The sequence below is a fragment of the Klenkia brasiliensis genome (genome assembly GCF_900100695.1).
Taxonomy (GTDB): domain Bacteria; phylum Actinomycetota; class Actinomycetes; order Mycobacteriales; family Geodermatophilaceae; genus Klenkia; species Klenkia brasiliensis.
Map to the genome: position 1 here is coordinate 353095 of NZ_FNCF01000001.1, position 16363 is coordinate 369457.

18 protein-coding genes are annotated in these 16363 nt (G+C 74.3%); 4 read left to right on the forward strand and 14 right to left on the reverse strand.

Going from position 1 to position 16363, the window contains the following annotated elements:
- Positions 1-2: 2 nt before the first annotated feature.
- From BLT39_RS01815 to BLT39_RS01870, 12 genes are all read right to left on the reverse strand, one after another.
- Positions 3-1334: an NAD(P)H-dependent oxidoreductase gene (locus BLT39_RS01815; protein ID WP_091057669.1), complete on the reverse strand. Its 1332-nt coding sequence runs from the start codon at positions 1332-1334 to the stop codon at positions 3-5.
- On the reverse strand, positions 1331-1759 hold the full coding sequence (locus BLT39_RS01820; RefSeq protein WP_091057672.1) for a PTS glucitol/sorbitol transporter subunit IIA: 429 nt from the start codon (positions 1757-1759) through the stop codon (positions 1331-1333). Before BLT39_RS01820 ends, BLT39_RS01815 begins: the two co-directional genes overlap by 4 nt.
- A complete protein-coding gene (locus BLT39_RS01825) occupies positions 1756-2127 on the reverse strand; it encodes a PTS glucitol/sorbitol transporter subunit IIB (protein WP_091057675.1) in 372 nt (123 codons plus the stop codon). The genes BLT39_RS01820 and BLT39_RS01825 overlap by 4 nt, the downstream gene beginning before the upstream one ends.
- Before the next feature lie 37 nt (positions 2128-2164).
- Positions 2165-2758: a PTS glucitol/sorbitol transporter subunit IIB gene (locus tag BLT39_RS01830; protein WP_091057678.1), complete on the reverse strand. Its 594-nt coding sequence runs from the start codon at positions 2756-2758 to the stop codon at positions 2165-2167.
- Complete coding sequence (gene srlA / locus BLT39_RS01835) at positions 2755-3360, reverse strand: PTS glucitol/sorbitol transporter subunit IIC (RefSeq protein WP_091057681.1); 606 nt, start codon at positions 3358-3360, stop codon at positions 2755-2757. The genes BLT39_RS01830 and srlA overlap by 4 nt, the downstream gene beginning before the upstream one ends.
- A gap of 140 nt (positions 3361-3500) precedes the next feature.
- Positions 3501-3944, reverse strand: coding sequence for a transcriptional regulator GutM (locus tag BLT39_RS01840; protein ID WP_091057685.1), 444 nt, complete (start codon positions 3942-3944; stop codon positions 3501-3503).
- The gene (locus BLT39_RS01845; protein WP_091057689.1) at positions 3941-4936 is read right to left on the reverse strand and encodes a sugar-binding transcriptional regulator; all 996 of its coding nucleotides are present in this window, start codon (positions 4934-4936) and stop codon (positions 3941-3943) included. The genes BLT39_RS01840 and BLT39_RS01845 overlap by 4 nt, the downstream gene beginning before the upstream one ends.
- Before the next feature lie 297 nt (positions 4937-5233).
- Positions 5234-6574 carry a 2-oxo acid dehydrogenase subunit E2 gene (locus BLT39_RS01850; RefSeq protein ID WP_131801380.1) on the reverse strand — a complete coding sequence of 447 codons (1341 nt, stop codon included), beginning with the start codon at positions 6572-6574 and terminating at the stop codon, positions 5234-5236.
- A 3-nt stretch (positions 6575-6577) separates the two neighbouring features.
- A complete protein-coding gene (locus tag BLT39_RS01855; protein WP_165640096.1) occupies positions 6578-7609 on the reverse strand; it encodes an alpha-ketoacid dehydrogenase subunit beta in 1032 nt (343 codons plus the stop codon).
- Positions 7606-8664, reverse strand: a complete 1059-nt coding sequence (locus BLT39_RS01860; RefSeq protein ID WP_207507514.1) for a thiamine pyrophosphate-dependent dehydrogenase E1 component subunit alpha — start codon at positions 8662-8664, stop codon at positions 7606-7608. The genes BLT39_RS01855 and BLT39_RS01860 overlap by 4 nt, the downstream gene beginning before the upstream one ends.
- A 141-nt stretch (positions 8665-8805) precedes the next feature.
- Positions 8806-9285 carry a 2-C-methyl-D-erythritol 2,4-cyclodiphosphate synthase gene (ispF, locus tag BLT39_RS01865; RefSeq protein ID WP_091057695.1) on the reverse strand — a complete coding sequence of 160 codons (480 nt, stop codon included), beginning with the start codon at positions 9283-9285 and terminating at the stop codon, positions 8806-8808.
- 75 nt (positions 9286-9360) lie between these two features.
- Positions 9361-9843, reverse strand: a complete 483-nt coding sequence (locus BLT39_RS01870; RefSeq protein ID WP_091057700.1) for a CarD family transcriptional regulator — start codon at positions 9841-9843, stop codon at positions 9361-9363.
- Between the two features lie 185 nt (positions 9844-10028).
- Here BLT39_RS01870 and BLT39_RS01875 point away from each other — a divergent pair, with 185 nt between their 5' ends.
- Positions 10029-10835 carry a UbiA family prenyltransferase gene (locus tag BLT39_RS01875; protein WP_091059219.1) on the forward strand — a complete coding sequence of 269 codons (807 nt, stop codon included), beginning with the start codon at positions 10029-10031 and terminating at the stop codon, positions 10833-10835.
- Here the strand turns inward: BLT39_RS01875 and BLT39_RS01880 are convergent.
- Positions 10829-12361 (reverse strand): cryptochrome/photolyase family protein, encoded by a 1533-nt coding sequence (locus tag BLT39_RS01880; RefSeq protein ID WP_242658083.1) that lies wholly within the window; start codon positions 12359-12361, stop codon positions 10829-10831. The two genes, BLT39_RS01875 and BLT39_RS01880, sit on opposite strands and share 7 nt — an antisense overlap.
- Before the next feature lie 102 nt (positions 12362-12463).
- Here BLT39_RS01880 and BLT39_RS01885 point away from each other — a divergent pair, with 102 nt between their 5' ends.
- From BLT39_RS01885 to disA, 3 genes are all read left to right on the forward strand, one after another.
- Complete coding sequence (locus tag BLT39_RS01885; RefSeq protein WP_165640097.1) at positions 12464-13027, forward strand: copper chaperone PCu(A)C; 564 nt, start codon at positions 12464-12466, stop codon at positions 13025-13027.
- A gap of 40 nt (positions 13028-13067) precedes the next feature.
- Positions 13068-14435 carry a DNA repair protein RadA gene (gene radA / locus BLT39_RS01890; protein WP_207507517.1) on the forward strand — a complete coding sequence of 456 codons (1368 nt, stop codon included), beginning with the start codon at positions 13068-13070 and terminating at the stop codon, positions 14433-14435.
- A gap of 134 nt (positions 14436-14569) precedes the next feature.
- Positions 14570-15652 (forward strand): DNA integrity scanning diadenylate cyclase DisA, encoded by a 1083-nt coding sequence (gene disA / locus BLT39_RS01895; RefSeq protein ID WP_091057708.1) that lies wholly within the window; start codon positions 14570-14572, stop codon positions 15650-15652.
- Here disA and BLT39_RS01900 read toward each other — a convergent pair.
- On the reverse strand, positions 15649-16353 hold the full coding sequence (locus BLT39_RS01900) for a MucR family transcriptional regulator (protein ID WP_091057711.1): 705 nt from the start codon (positions 16351-16353) through the stop codon (positions 15649-15651). The genes disA and BLT39_RS01900 overlap by 4 nt on opposite strands.
- Between the last annotated feature and the right edge of the window lie 10 nt (positions 16354-16363).

A 16363-nucleotide genomic window follows, 5' to 3' on the forward strand; every position in this document is an offset into this window, starting at 1 on the left:
CCTCAGGCCGGGACGCCGCCGAGAGCGGCGACCAGGTCGGCCTCGGACGGCGCGGTGCCGGCCGGGGTCGCGTCCTGCAGCTTGCGCAGCGCCACGATGACCGAGTCCGACGCCAGCTCGACGTCGTCGTAGGTCAGGTACTCCCCCGCCGGCACGTCCCGGACCAGGCGCGCGTTGGCGATGACGCCCAGCGGCACGCGGTTGCCGGCGGCGAAGTCCGCGGCGTCCTCGATGAGGCCGTGCACGTGCGCGCCGCCGACGCCCTCGAGCACGGTGCCCGCGGCCAGGTCGGACTTGGCGACCGCACCGACCTCTGCGGTCCAGAACTCCGACGTCAGGCTGGCCCGGCGGTCCACGACCATCTCGGCGACGGTGAGCGGCGCCTCCACGCTGGCCAGGTGGTACGGGCGGTACAGCGCGAAGTAGGGGCCCTTGCCCATCTGCAGGTAGGACAGCTCGTGGTTGACGTAGGGGTCGTCGGTGCGGACGACGACGAACACGCCGGGCGCCACCGGGCCGGTGCAGTAGTCCACGACACCGGCCTTCTCGAGCACGCCGCCGTCCTCGACCAGGGCGAAGGTGTCCTGCAGGGTCGGGACGGTCGACGCCGGGCCGTGCATGCCGCGGGTGGAGACGCCCAGGCCCGTGGTGTTGGCCAGCGCGGCCATCTCGATCATGGCCTTGGAGCCGTCCACGAAGCTGCACAGCATCTTCGGGTTCATGCCCTTGCGCTGCGCCTCCTCGGTGAGGGAGGCCGGGGTGGCCGACGGGTCGAGCGGGTTGTTCTTGCCCTTGCCCGCCATCACGACCTCCATGGAGAGGTCGCGGGCGTAGTCGACGAGGATCTTGCACTCGACGGGCTCGTCGCCGCGGCAGATGGAGTAGATCGCCCCGGTGGACCCGGCCAGGTCGTGCAGCAGCCGGCCGATGGTCACGTCGGACTCGACGTTGAGGGTGGCGATGTCCTTGCCGGCCAGCAGGCAGCGGACGGCGACCTGGGCGCCGATCTCGGGCACGCCGGTGGCCTCGACGACGACGTCGACGGGCAGGTCGGTGAGCATGGACAGGTCGTCGAGGGCGACGGCGCCCCCGCTCTCGACCACGCGGACGACCTCGTCGAGGTCGTGGCTGATGACGGGCTGCTGGCCGGTGCCGACCAGGGCCTCCGACGCGCGCTCGGCGACGACGTCGACGACGGCGGAGACGTGCACGCCGGTCATCCGGTGGGCCTGGGCGGCGAAGCCGCGGCCCATCTGGCCGGCGCCGACCAGGGCGATGCGGACCGGACGGCCGCGCTCGGCCTCCAGGGCAGCGAGCCGGGAGCTGTAGCTCATGGGGCGTCCTCGGGGGTGGCGACCGGACCGGCCGGTCGCAGGATGCGGAAGGTGTCGCCCGGCTGCGGGAGCACGAGCGTGCCGACGGGGAGGTTGCAGTCACCGGGCATGTCGGCCTCGGTGGCGCCGTTGGCCTTGAAGTCGATGTGGCCGAGGTTCACCAGGTTGGCCTCGACCACCGCGCCGACGGCGAGCACGGGGATGCGGGTGCCCCCCAGCTCGACGACGTCGCCGGGGCGGGGGCCGGCGCTGGCCACCGTCGGTTCGTGCAGGGCGGAGAAGTCGTGCAGCTCGGCCGGGGAGTCGGCGCCGAAGAGGACCAGGATGCCGTGGTCCCCGACGAACATGCCGACCTGCTCCCCGACCTTGGTGACGGTGGAGGAGTAGAGGACCTGCTCCTCCACCGTCACCTCGGGGGCGGTCACTTCTCGACCACGTCCGAGACGCCGACACCCGAGACGAAGATGTCCTCCTTGATGAAGGAGGCCAGCGGGCCCGACGGCGACGTGGCGTGCACGTCGACGGTCATGACCTTCTTCATCGGGTAGACGCCGACGCGGGCGGTGCCGCCGCAGTCGATGACGGCCACGGCGATCTTGTCGAACGGGGCGGAGCTCTTGAAGCCGTCGAAGGCCTCGCCGCCGGTCAGCTCGGCGATCTTGGCAGCCACGGGGTGGATGCCCCCGCCGGTGACGCTGTAGATCAGCGGCCTGTCGGCGGTCGGCGTGATGGTCAGGGGGCCTCCCCAGCCACCACGGCCCTTGCTGATGGTGACGGACTTGTAGTCGGGCATCTCGTGCTCCTCCTCGGTGCGGGTGGTGCGGGGTGGGTCAGTTGGACGAGTACAGGCCGAAGCTGGCGAAGTACGCGATCACGACCGCGATGGGCCCGGTGACCAGGCGGCTGAACAGCACCGCCGGGACGCCGGCCTCGACCGTCTCGGGCTCGGCCTCGCCGAGGGCCAGGCCGACGGGGATGAAGTCGCAGCCGACCTGGGGGTTGATGGCGAACAGGGCGGGCAGCGCGTACTGCGGCGGGATGTCCCCGGCGCCGATGCGGGTGCCGAGCAGCACGCCGACGACCTGCGCGATGACCGCACCGGGGCCGAGCACCGGCGACAGCACCGGGATGGCGCAGAAGATGCAGATCGCGAGCAGACCGATCAGGCTCGACGCCAGGGGGGCGACGACGTTGGCCAGGGCGTTGCCCAGACCGGTGTAGTTCACGATCCCGACGATGACCGAGACGAAGGCCATGAACGGGATGATGTTGCGGATGACGGTGTCGATGGTGTCGCGGCCGGCCTGGTAGAGGACGCCGACGACGCCGCCGACGGCCTTGCCGACCCGGACCAGGACGCTGCTGGCCTTGCCGGCGACGCCGGCCCCGGCGCTCTTGGGCTTCTCGGTGGTGCTGGTGCTCACGCCAGGGCTCCCTCGGTGCGGGTGTTGCGGGCCAGGAGACGCGCGGTGATCAGCTCGGTGACCACACCGCGGATGAGGATGACGACCAGGCCGACCAGCAGGAAGCGGACCGCGAGGTCACCCAGGCCGAAGCCCAGGGTCGTGATGCCGGCAGCGATGCCGTAGTAGACGAACAGCTCACCGGGGTTGGCGTGCGGGAACAGGCCCAGGATGGGGTGCACGAAGCTCACCGAGGAGTCGTAGAAGGCGGGCTTGTACTTCTCGGGGAGGAAGCGGCCCATCGTGTAGCACATGGGGTTGGTCAGGAAGAAGACCGAGAGCACCGGGAGCACCAGGTAGCGGACCGGGTACCACTGGATGCCGGGGCGGGCGGCCATCTCGCCGAACCGCTCGATCCGCTCCACGCCGATGGCCCGGACGAGGGCGTTGACGGCGGTGAGCAGGACGATCAGCAGCGGGATGATGCCGGTGAGCAGGCCGACGAAGTTCGTCGCCCCTGCCTGGAAGAGGCCGATGAACCACTCGGCGGCGTGGGCCAGGACACCGAAGAAACCGGTGGGGTCCTGGGCCTGCGAGGTGTCCGTGGCTGCCAGAACTGACATGCGGGCGTCCCTCCTGGGAGGCGTGGCGGGGGTGGGGTTGGAGGTCGTGCGGGCACGGCGGGGAGACCGTTCCCGTGGTGCGGTGGGTCGGTCGAGCGGTGGAGCGGTGGAGCGGTGGAGCGGGGTGGGACCCCGGCGGGTCACGCCGGGCTGGGCGCCCCCGCGGGGGTGGTGGCCGTGGTCCCGGTGGTGCTGGTGGCGCCGGGACGGGCGGCCAGGGCGGCGCGGAGCATCTCCGCGGCCTGTCGAGCGGCTGCGCGCTCGGGCTGGGTGAGGCCCTCGATGGGCCGGTCGCCGGCGACCACCGACAGCCGGACGCCGACCAGGGCGTCCAGGGCGGCGGGCCGGGCGAAGGTGGTGACGCCGCGGAGGGTGAAGGCGCCGGTGATGCGCTTGTCGGCGACGGCGATGGCCACGAAGGCGACGCCGCCGCGGTAGCGCTTGCCGCCGCGGCCGACCGCGGTGGCGCCCAGCGGGCGCAGCCGGCGCAGCTCCTGCGCCCAGGCGGTGGTCTGCTTGCTGGTCAGCCACAGCTGCAGCACCGATCCCAGGACCACGGGGATCAGCAGGAAGGCCCAGCTCATCGCAGGTCCTCGCTCTCGTCGGTGTCGGGCTTGCGGTCGGTGTCGCGGGCCAGCGCCAGGACGGCGCGGGCCAGGCTCTCGTCGCACACCAGGACGTCGACCAGGCGGCCGCGCAGGGCGCCGAGGACGCCGGCGGCCTTGACCCGGCCGCAGGCGACGCCGACGACGGTGGGGATGGCGGCGAGGTCGGAGAGGGTCACGGCCAGCACGCGCTCGTGCACCGCACCGAGCACCGGGTTGCCCTCGGCGTCGAAGTAGCGGGCCGCGATGTCGCCGACGGGGCCGGCCTTGCGCAGCTGCGAGGCCTCCTCGTCGTCGAGGGCCAGCGCGGTGAGGATGGCCGCGGAGGAGCCGTGGGCCGGGGTGCCGATGCCGACGAAGGCGATGTCGGCACGGCGGGCCTCGGCGAGGGCCTGCTCGACGCTGGCCTCCTCGGCGAGGGCGTCGCGGGCGGCGGCGGTGGTCAGCGTGGCCGGGGCGTGCAGGTAGCGGTAGGTGGCGCCCAGCCGCGAGGCGAGCTCGCGGACCAGCTCGTGGCCGGACACCTCGTTCTCCACCGCGGACAGGCCGCCGACGAGCTGGACCAGCTTGACCGCGTAGTCGTGCTCGACGGTGGTGTGCCAGACCATCGACTGCAGGGCGCTGCCCCAGGACAGCGCGACGGTCATGCCGTCGCGCAGCTCGCTGAGCAGCAGCCGGCCGGCCTGGGTGCCGACCTGCTGCTCGGCGTCGCCGTTGGCGGTGCGCTGGGCCACGCGGACGGCGCGGAGGCCGAAGCGGGTGCGCAGCGCCTCCTCCAGCTCGCGGTCCCGGCCGGCGGGGTCGTTGACCCGGATCTCGACGACGCCCTGCTCGACGGCGGATGCGAGCATGCGGGAGACGTTGCTGCGGCTGGTGCCCAGCCGCTGCGCGACCTCGGCCTGGGAGAGGTTCTCCAGGTAGTAGAGGCGGGCGGCCGCCACCAGCGACTCGAGTTCCCGAGGAGCAGGCATCGTCACCTCCGTTCACGTCGTCTGCACCGTTGTGCACGTTGTTGCGCGACGCACAGTGGCATGTGACAGGGACCACCCGCAAGTACCTGGCGCACCTATTTCCAACTTTCCTGCACATCTGTGCACACGGACCCCGCGGTCCGGTCCCGGGCACGGCGGAGGCCCCGGTCGCAGCGGCGCTGCCGCGACCGGGGTGGACCCTCCCGGGACGTCGTCGGCCCGGGAGGGGGCAGGGGGGCACCGCCGGCCGGTGCGGGACCGGCCGGCGGTGCGGAGGGGCGCAGGGCGCCCCGTGGGTCAGGCCAGGTCGTCGGCCATGAGGGCGAGCAACCGGGCGCCGTCGGCGCCGTCGCCGACCCGGTGGTCGACGGTCAGGCCGGCGGTGACCACCAGCGCGGTGCCGATGCCGCCGGGGACGGCGACCGGGCGGCGGCTGATCGACCCCAGGGCGAGCACGCTGCCCTGCGGCGGGGTGATGAGCGCCTGGAACCGGTCCACGCCGAACCCGCCCAAGTTGGACAGGCTGGCGTTGGCCACCCCCTGGTGCGCGCCGTCGACCTTGCCGGTGCGGGCGGCCTTGGCCACCGCGCGCAGGTCCTCGTCGAGCCTGCGCGGGTTCTGGCTCTCCGGGGCGGTGAAGGTGGGCACCATGAGCCCCTCCGGGGTGTCCACGGCCAGCGCGACCACCGGGCCGCCGGTCGGCACCGCGTTCTCGCCGTCCCAGCGGTCGAGCAGCCGAGGCACCTGCAGCAGCGCGCGGGCGTAGCTCTGCAGCAGGACCGTCGTCCAGGACAGCCCGTCGCGGTGCTCGTCGGCGGTGTCGAGCACCAGGTCGCGCCACACCGTGAACTGCGGGATCGCGGCGCTCTCGGTCATCTTGCGGGCCACCGCGCGGCGGACGGCGGCCACCTTGGCGCTGACCTGCCCGGCCGCCAGGGCCGCCGCGGCCACGGGGGCCGGGGCGGGCGGCTGCGCCACGCCGGGTGCCGCAGCGGGTGCCGCAGCGGGCGCCGGGGTGGGCTCGGCGGGTGCCGCGGCGGACTGCGCCTGCGCCGCGGCGCGCTTGCGCTGCGGCGGGGTGAGCGCCCTGGCCGGCGCCGGGGGCGCCGCCGCCGGCTGCGCGGCCGCCTCGACCGCGCCCTGCACGTCGGCGATGGACACCACGCCGCCGGGGCCGGTCGGGGTGATCGACCGCAGGTCCAGCCCGGCCTCCGCCGCCAGCGCGCGGGCCCTGGGCACCGCGGCGACCGGACCGGAGGACGCCGTCCCCGCGGGAGCCGGTGCGGGCGCGGGCTCCGGCTCGGGGGTCGGGGCGTCGGCCCCGTCCGAGCCCAGCTCGTCGCCGGCGGCGGCCGGTTCGGTGGTGTCGCCGAAGTCGAGCAGGTCGGTGAAGGAGTCGCCGTCGGCCTCGATCCAGCCGATCGGCTCGCCGACCGGGACGATGCCCGAGTCGTGCACGATCTCCACCAGGGTGCCGGTGGCCGGGCTCTCGACCTCCATGTCCACCTTGTCGGTGAGCACCTCGCAGATCACGTCGCCGGAGGCGATCTCGTCGCCGACGCCGATGGCCCAGTGCGACAGCTCGCCCTCGGTCATCGTCATCGACATCTTGGGCATGCGGACGGGCACACGCGCCACGGCTCAGGCCTCCTGGGTGGCGAGGGTGCGGGCGGCGGACACGATGTCGGCCAGCTGCGGGACCATGGCCGACTCCAGGGCCGGGGCGTAGGGCATCGGGGCGTCCAGCCCGCACAGCCGCTTGATCGGCGCCTCGAGGCTGTAGAGGGCCGACGAGCCGGCGATGCGCGCGGCGATCTCGCCCATGTAGCCGACGTGCCCGGGGGCCTCCTGCACCAGCAGCACGCGGCCGGTGCGGCGGACGGCGTCCAGGATCGGGCCCTCGTCCAGCGGGGTCAGGGTGACCGGGTCGACCACGGTGGCCTCGATGCCCTCGGCGGCCAGCTGCTCGGCGGCCTCCAGGCTCCGGTTCACCATCACACCGGTGGCCACGATGGTCAGGTCGGCGCCCTCGCGGCGGACGACCGTCTTCCCCAGCGGCACCCGGTCGGCACCGGCGGGGACGACGCCCTTGGTGCGGTAGAGCAGCTTGTGCTCGAGGAACACGACCGGGTTGGGGTCGTCGATGGCCGCCAGCAGCAGGCCCTTGACCTCCGACACGGTGCTGGGCATGACCACCTTGAGGCCGGGCACGTGGGCGAACCACGCCTCCAGGCTCTGCGAGTGCTGCGCCGCGGCGCCGGTGCCCGAGCCCAGCGGGGTGCGCAGCACCATCGGCACCGACACCGCCCCGCCGAGCATGAAGTGGATCTTGGCGGCCTGGTTGACGATCTGGTCCATCGCCTGGCAGGTGAAGTCGGAGAACTGGATCTCCACGATCGGCCGCATGCCGGCCAGCGCGGCGCCGACGGCCGCGCCGACGATGCCGAGCTCGGAGATGGGGGTGTCGCGGACCCGGTCCTTGCCGAACCGGTGCACCAGGTCACCGCTGACGCCGAACGCGCCGCCGTAGACCCCGACGTCCTCGCCCAGCATGAAGACGCGGTCGTCGGCGGCCATCGCCTCGGCGAGGCCCTCGCGGATGGCCTCGGAGTAGGTCATCTCACCGCGCTCGGTGGCGGTGTCCGCGGCGGTGTTCTCGGCGACGGCGGTCATCGGGTCACGTCCTGGGTGTCGAGGGGGGCGAAGACGGCGTCGAGCAGGTCACCGGGGTCGGCGTCCACCCCGGCGTTGGCCTCGCGCACGGCGTTCTTGATGGCCTCGGTGGCCTCGTCGCGGGCGGCCGCGACGTCCTGCGCGGTGAGCAGGCCGGACTCCGTCACCTTCGTCTCGAAGGCCAGGATCGGGTCGCGCTCCCGCCACTCCGCGATCTCCTCGCGGGTGCGGTAGAGGTTCTTGTCGCTCTTGCTGTGGCCCTTCCACCGGTAGGTCTCGGCCTCGATGAGGGTCGGGCCACCACCGTTGCGGGCGCGGTCGACGGCCTCGGCGGCCGCGGCGTGCACCGCGTCCAGGTCGTTGCCGTCCACGGTCACGCCGGGCATGCCGTAGGCGGCCGCGCGCTCGGCCACGTGCGGCACGGCCATCGAGAACTCGGTGGAGAAGCTCATGCCGTACTTGTTGTTCTCGCAGACGAAGACCACCGGCAGGTCCCAGATCGCGGCCAGGTTCAGGCCCTCGTGGAAGGCGCCCTCGTTCGTCGCGCCGTCGCCGAAGAAGCTGGCGACCACGCGGTCCTCGCCCCGCATCTTGTAGGCCAGCGCCGCGCCGGCGGCGATCGGGATGCCGCCGCCGACGATGCCGTTGGCACCGAGGTTGCCGGTGGCGACGTCGGCGATGTGCATCGAGCCGCCACGGCCGCGGCAGTAGCCGCTCTCCTTGGCCAGCAGCTCGGCCATCATCCGGGTCAGGTCGGCGCCCTGGGCGATGCAGTGGCCGTGCCCGCGGTGGGTGCTGGTGATGGCGTCGCGCTCGCGCAGGGCCAGGCACACACCGGTCGCGCTGGCCTCCTGGCCGATCGACAGGTGCATGGTGCCGTGCATCAGGCCCCGGGCGAACAGGTCGTCCACGGCCTCCTCGAAGCGGCGGATCTTCCACATGGTGGCCAGCGAGGTGCGGGCGGTCGTGGGGTCGCTGGACGGCGCGACGGGACGGCCGTCCTGGACGGGCGGCTGGTGCGCGATGGCAGTGATGACGAACTCCCTGGTCTGCACATTTGTGACAACGGTTTGCACGTCTGCTCAGGGAATGTATGGGGTGGGACACACCGATGCAAGAGGCACCGCCACGGCGGCCTCCCGCGGGCACGCCGAGGGCCCCGGGCGCGGCAGCGCACGGGGTGGGAGGAGGGCGGCTCAGGCCTGCGGGACCACCAGGGCGGTGGCCACGGCGGCCAGGCCCTCGCCGCGGCCGGTGAGGCCGAGCCCGTCGGTGGTGGTCGCGGTCAGCCGGACGACGGCGCCCAGCGCGCCGGACAACGCAGCGACCGCCTCCTCGCGGCGGGCGCTCATCCGCGGGGTGTTCCCCACCAGCTGGACGGCGACGTTGCCGATGTCGAAACCGGCCGCGCGCACCAGCCGGGCGGTCTCGGCCAGCAGGGTCAGGCCGGACGCGCCGGCGTACTCCGGGCGCGACGTGCCGAAGACCCCGCCCAGGTCACCCACGCCCGAGGCCGACAGCAGTGCGTCGCAGGCGGCGTGGGCCACGACGTCGCCGTCGGAGTGCCCGGCCAGCCCGGCCTCGGCGTCGGGCCAGTGCAGCCCGGCCACCCACAGCGGGCGGCCCGCCTCCAGGGCGTGCACGTCGACCCCGACCCCGACCAGCGACAGCTGCATGCCCGCAGTCTCCCGGATGCACGAGGGGCCCCCGACCTGGTGGTCGGGGGCCCCTCGGACGAGCGGTGCGGGAGGTCAGCTGGCGAGGACCTCGTCGAGCAGCACCTCGGCCTTGTCCTCGTTGGTGCCCTCGGCGAGCGCGAGCTCGCTGACCAGGATCTGGCGGGCCTTGGACAGCATCCGCTTCTCCCCGGCCGACAGGCCGCGGTCCTTGTCGCGGCGCCAGAGGTCGCGGACGACCTCGGCCACCTTGTTCACGTCACCGGAGGCCAGCTTCTCGAGGTTGGCCTTGTAGCGGCGCGACCAGTTGGTCGGCTCCTCGGTGTGCGGGGCCCGCAGCACCTCGAAGACCTTGTTCAGGCCCTCCTGGCCGACGACGTCGCGGACACCCACGATCTCCGCGTTGTCGGCCGGCACCCGTACGGTCAGGTCGCCCTGGGCGACCTTGAGCACGAGGTAGGCCTTCTCCTCACCCTTGATGGTCCGCTTCTCGATCGCCTCGATGAGCGCTGCGCCGTGGTGCGGGTAGACGACGGTCTCGCCGACAGTGAAGCCCATGTGTGTGTGACCCCTTTCGCTGTCACCCAGAATACCACGGGACGGGTGCGGAAGAACTGGTTGGTCCTGCCAAACGTGCAGGTCAGGGGCTTGTCGCTGGTCAGGGAGGGGTTGACAGAGGGGTGGTTGGTGTGCGTGTGCCGGGCGATCGCCCGCGGTCGGGGGCTGTGCGCACCGTCACCGCGATGGCCCTGGCGACCCATCTCGGACCCACCGTGGCGGTCACCGCGGTGGCCACCCTGCTCGCCGTCGCGGCCGGGGTCGGCCCCGGCCGGACGGCGCTGGTGGGGCTGGCCGTGCTGGCCGGGCAGGCCTCGATCGGGTGGAGCAACGACTGGCTGGACGCCGGCCGCGACGCCGCGGTCGCCCGGGCGGACAAGCCGACGGTGCAGGGCCTGGTCAGCCCCGCCCGGCTGCGCGCCGCGGCGCTGGCCGCCGTCGTCCTGGCCGTCGTCGGCTCCCTCGCGCTCGGGCCCGCCCCCGGGGTGCTGCTGCTGGGCGTGGTCGCCGGCGGCTGGGCCTACAACGCCGGGCTGAAGCGGACGGCGGCCTCGATGCTGCCCTACCTGGTGGCCTTCGGGCTGCTGCCCGCCGGCGTCGTGGCCGCGGCCCCGGGCACCCCGGTGGCCCCGTGGTGGCTGGTCGCCGCCGGGGCGCTGCTGGGCGGGGCGGCGCACCTGGCCAACGTCGCCCCCGACCTGGAGGACGACGCGGCCACCGGGGTGCGCGGCCTGCCGCACCGGCTCGGCGCGGCGGTCTCCGCGTTGGTGGCGGCCGGGCTGCTCGGTGCGGCCTCGCTGGTGCTGGTGCTCGGCCCGGCCGGCCCGCCCTCGGCGGTCGGCTGGGTCGCGCTGGTGGTCGCCGTCCCCGCGCTGGTGGTCGCCGCCCTGGCGGGCACCGCCCGGTTCCGGGCCGCGGCGTTCCCGGCGGTGATGCTGCTGACCGTGGTCGACGTCGTCCTGCTGCTGGTGGGCGGCGGGGCGGTTCAGTAGGGGTCGGTCCCCCGCTGCTGCTCCTGCTCGACGACCGCCTCGCGGTCCTTGAGCCGGCGCAGCCCGGCCAGCGGCTGCGCCATCCGCCGGTTGCCCGCCAGGGTGTCCTCGACCCGGTCCAGGAAGCCCCAGTAGCCGGCGGTGAAGGGGCAGGCGTCCTCGCCGAGCCGCTTCTTCGGGTCGTACCGGCAGCCGCCGCAGTAGTCGCTCATCCGGTCGATGTAGGCCCCGCCCGCGGCGTAGGGCTTGGTGGCCAGCACCCCGCCGTCGGCGTGCTGGCTCATGCCGACCACGTTGGGCACCATCACCCAGTCGTAGGCGTCGACGAAGGTGCGGTGCATCCAGTCGGTCATCGCCAGCGGCTCGATGCCGCGCTGCAGCGCGTAGTTGCCCAGCACCATCAGCCGCGGGATGTGGTGCACCCAGCCGCGGGAGCGCAGGTCGCCGACCACGCCGGACAGGCAGGCCGCGTCGAGGTCGGCGGTGTCGAGCTCGGCCATCCAGGCGGGCACCTCGGCGTGCGCGTCCAGGGCGTTGCCGTGCCGGTACTCCCGGCCCAGGTGCCAGTAGAGGTGCCAGATGTAGTCGCGCCACCCCATCACCTGCCGGACGAACCCCTCGACGGAGTTCAGCGGCAGGCCCTCGTCGCGGTAGGCCTGCTCGGCCCGCTGCACCACCTCGGCCGGGTCGACCAGGCCCAGGTTCATCGGCGCCGACAGCAACGAGTGCGCCAGCCAGGGCTCGTCGGCCAGCATCGCGTCCTCGTGCGGGCCGAAGGCGGCCAGGCGGTGGGCCAGGAAGTCGCGCAGCCGGTGCAGGGTCTCCCGGCGGGTGACCGGGAACAGCCGCGGGCCGTCGTCCCCGACGAAGGAGACGTCGCCGTCGGCCTCCCAGCGGTCGAGGTCGGCGCGCACCTGCTCGTCGATCTCGTCCTCGGCCGGGATCCACGGCTCGGGCGCCGGCGACGCGCCGTCCTTCGGCGGGGGCTCCCGGTTGTCGTGGTCGAAGTTGTACTTCCCGCCGGTGGGCTCGCTGCCCTCCATGAGGACGTCGTGGTGCTGCCGGGCGGCGCGGTAGAAGTCGTCCATGAGCAGCCGCTTGCCGCCGTCGGTGCCGCGGCCGGTGGCCCAGCGCCGGAAGGTCTGCTCGTCGGTGACGAACCCGCGCGAGGCGAGCACCTGCACGCCGTCGCGGGCCAGCACGAAGTCCCGCGCCGGCCAGGTCGTCGGTGCGCACACGCTCACCGGCTCGTCGACGGCGTCCAGCGCCTCGGCGTAGGTGGTGGTCTGCAGGAATCGGGCCTGGTCGCCGAGCTCGGCCGCCCGGTGCCGCAGCGCCGACAGCAGCAGGTGGGCCTTCTGCCGGTGGAAGCGGCGCCGCCGGAACACCGCCCGGGACTCCACGAGCAGCACCTCCTGGTGCGGGTCGTCCAGGAAGTGCGGACCCAGCTGGTCGGCGAAGCACCACCGCCGGGTGCCCGGCGCCCGCTCCGGGAAATCGGCCAGTGCCGGGTCGTCCGCAGCCACACCGCTCACCTCCACGCGCGCATCGTGGGCAGACCGATAGGCTCAGCGCGACTCGAGTCGACGATGCCCGGGTGTCCCCGGTGCCGTAGGAGGTCCCCCGCCGTGAACCGCGTTGTGCGCGCCGCCACGATCGGTGTGCTGGTGCTGTCCCCGGTGGTCCTGTCTGCCTGCAGCGCCGGCCAGATCGCCCAGACCGCGACCCAGGACCGCGACATCCGCGGCGGCCAGGCCGACCTGGGCAGCATCCACCTGCGCACCGCCACCACGGCCTACCCGCAGAGCGGCTCCTACGAGGAGGGCGGCGACGCCCGGCTGCTGGTGGCCATCGCCAACTCCGGCCCGGCCGACGACGAGCTGACCGACATCTCCGGCCCCGGCTTCGAGGCCTACGAGGTCGTCGACCCCGGCAACGCCACCGAGGCGGCCCCCACCGGCTTCACCATCCCGGCCGGCGGCAACGTGTTCGTCGGCGAGGGCGGCCCGCAGGTCACGCTGACCGGGCTCACCGAGGCGCTCACCCCGGCGCAGTCGCTCGAGGTCACCTTCACCTTCCGCGACGCCGGCGAGGTGACCCTGCCGGTGCTGGTCGGCACCCCGTCGCTGGACCTGCCGCGCGGCGAGGAGTTCGACTTCCACGAGGGGGAGGGCGGCGCCGCCGAGGGGTGACCTCCGCGGTTCTGTCGTACCCCCGCGCCACCATGGGCCCGTGCCGCCCACCGTCGTGAAGTCCCGCCCCGCCCACCGCTGCAGCGAGTGCGGGGCCACCTCCCCGCGCTGGGTCGGCCGCTGCCCCGAGTGCCAGGCCTGGGGCACCCTCGCCGAGGTCGGCGGCGGCGCCTCCGGCGGGCTGCGCACGGTCGCCCCCGGCCCGGTCACCGGCCGGGCCCGCCCCATCGCGCAGGTCGAGCTCGAGGGCTCGCGCGCCGTCCCGACCGGGATCGGCGAGTTCGACCGCGTGCTCGGCGGCGGCCTCGTCCCCGGCGCGGTCCTGCTGGTGGCCGGCGAGCCCGGGGTGGGCAAGTCCACGCTGCTGCTCGAGGTCGCCCACCGGGTGGCCGAGTCCAACGGGCCCACGCTGGTCGTCTCGGGCGAGGAGTCCGCGGCCCAGGTCCGGCTGCGGGCCGAGCGCATCGGCGCCCTGCACCCCCACCTGTTCCTGGCCGCGGAGACCGAGCTGTCCGCGGTGCTCTCGCACGTCGAGGAGGTCAACCCCTCCCTGCTCGTGCTCGACAGCGTGCAGACCGTGCGCTCCCCCGCCGTCGACGGCACCGACGGCGGCGCCACCCAGGTGCGCGCGGTGGCCAGCGCGCTCACCGGCGTGGCCAAGGCCCGCGGCATGACCGTGATCCTGGTCGGCCACGTGACCAAGGACGGCGCGATCGCCGGCCCCCGGGCGCTGGAGCACCTGGTCGACGTGGTCATCAGCTTCGACGGCGAGCGGCACTCCACCCTGCGGCTGGTGCGGGCGACCAAGAACCGGTTCGGCCCGGCCGACGAGATCGGCTGCTTCGAGATCGGCGACGGCGGCGTGGTCGGCGTCCCCGACCCCTCGCACCTGTTCGTCTCCAAGCGCGCCGCCCCGGTGGCCGGCAGCAGCGTCACGGTGACCATGGAGGGCAGCCGCCCGCTGCTGGCCGAGGTGCAGGCGCTGGTGGCGACCAACAACGGCGGCGGGTCCCCGCGGCGGGCGGTCAGCGGCCTCGACCCGCAGCGGCTGGCGATGATCAACGCCGTGGTCGAGCGGCGGGGCGGGGTGCCGCTGGGCGGCTCCGACGTCTTCGCCGCCTCGGTGGGCGGGGTGCGCATCCTCGAGCCCGCGGCCGACATGGCCGTCGCCCTGGCCATCGCGTCCTCGGCCAAGGACAAGGCGCTCCCGGTGGGCATGGTGGCCTTCGGCGAGGTGGGCCTGTCCGGCGAGGTCCGCCGGGTCGGGGGCATCGGGCGCCGGCTGGCCGAGGCGGCGCGGCAGGGCTACACCCTCGCCGTCGTCCCGCCCGACCCCGGGCCGGTGCCGCGCGGGCTGCGGGTGGTGGAGGTCCCCGACCTCGGCGCCCTGCTCAACCGGCTGTTCTGAGCCCGGCCCCCGGGGGCGGCGCCGCGCGCCCGCGCAGGTCACCGCCCGGTCACGGGGCGGCCGCAGCCCCGGACACCCCCGGGACCGTCACCTAGACTCGGCCGAGCCCTCCCCGCCCACGTCAGGAGCAACCCGTGCCCGCCCTGGACCCCGACGTCGCACTGCGCGAACTGCTCGGGCGCATCGCCCCGGGCACCGCCCTGCGCGACGGCCTGGAGCGGATCCTGGCCGGGCGCACCGGGGCGCTCATCGTCCTGGGCTACGACGGCGTGGTCGAGTCGCTGTGCACCGGCGGGTTCGCCCTGGACGTGGCGCTGTCGGCGACCCGGCTGCGCGAGCTGGCCAAGATGGACGGCGCGGTGATCGTCTCCGCCGACGGCCTCCGCATCGTGCGGGCCGGCGTGCACCTCATGCCCGACCCCACCATCCCCACCGAGGAGTCGGGCACCCGGCACCGCACCGCCGAGCGGGTCGCCCTGCAGACCGGCTTCCCGGTCATCTCGGTCAGCCAGTCGATGCACATCATCTCGGTCTACGTCGCCGGGCGCCGCTACACCCTCGAGCACCCCACCACCATCCTGGCCCGCGCGAACCAGGCGCTCGCCGCCCTGGAGCGGTACAAGCTCCGCCTCGACGAGGTGGCCAGCACGCTGTCGGCGCTGGAGATCGAGGACCTGGTCACCGTCCGCGACGCGATGAGCGTGAGCCAGCGGCTGGAGATGGTCCGTCGGATCGCCGACGAGATCGAGGGCTTCGTCGTCGAGCTCGGCACCGACGGCCGCCTGCTCGCGCTGCAGCTGGACGAGATGCTGGCCGGCGTCGAGGAGGACCGCGGCCTGCTCGTCCGCGACTACCTGCCCTCCGACGGCCGTCGCACCCCGGCCGGCGAGGAGGTGCTCACCGACCTGCGCGCGCTGAGCGCCACCGAGCTGCTCGACCTGTCCGCGGTGGCCCGCTGCTACGGCCTGCCCACCTCGCCCGACGCACTCGACTCCCCCGTCAGCCCCCGCGGCTACCGGCTGCTGGCCCGGGTGCCCCGGCTGCCGGCCGGCATCATCGACCGGCTGGTCACCCACTTCGGCGGCCTGCAGAAGCTCCTCGCCGCCACCATCGAGGACCTGCTCAGCGTCGACGGCGTCGGCGAGGCACGGGCCCGCGGCATCCGCGAGGGCCTGTCCCGGCTGGCCGAGACCTCGATCCTCGACCGCTACAGCTAGACCAGCACGAACGGTGCCGGCGTCCCGGCCTTGGTGTCCAGCCGGCCCTGCAGGGTGTAGCTGCCCGGCGCCGGGTCCGTGCGCGGCGTGGTGCACCCCGGGGTGCTGGTCCGCCCGCCCCACTGCACCGGGAAGCTGACCGCCTCCCCGACCGCGAGCGTGCGGGGGTCACTGCTCACCTCGGGGAAGCAGTCGTTGCTGCCCCACACCCGGGTGCCGGCGGCGTCGAGCAGGACCACCTCCCGCAGGCCGGCGTCCAGGCTGCGGGTGCACGGCACCGGCGAGGTGTTGGTGACCACCAGCGTGAAGACCGGCTTGCTGCCGACGGCGGCCTGCGGGGCGTCGGGCACCACGTCGACGGCGAGCATGTCGTCGGTGCAGGCCTGGCCGGGGGTGTAGACGGGGCCGGCGGGTGCGGATGCCGCGGCGGGTTCCTGGGTGGGCTCCGCGGCTGCGGGGTCGGGCACCGGGGCCGCCGAGGGCACCGCGACGGCGGCCAGCGAGGGCACCACCTGGTCCAGGGACGGGACACCCGGCGCGGTCGCCGTGGCGTCCGCGGCGACCTGCGTGCCCTGGGGGGCGGCGGTGGCCGACACCGCGAGCCAGCTGCCGCCGCCGACGACGGACAGGACCGCACCCAGCACGAGGGCCCGCCGACGCCAGTAGACGCCCGCGGGCAGCTCGCCGACCGGGTGCAGCACGTCGGTGACG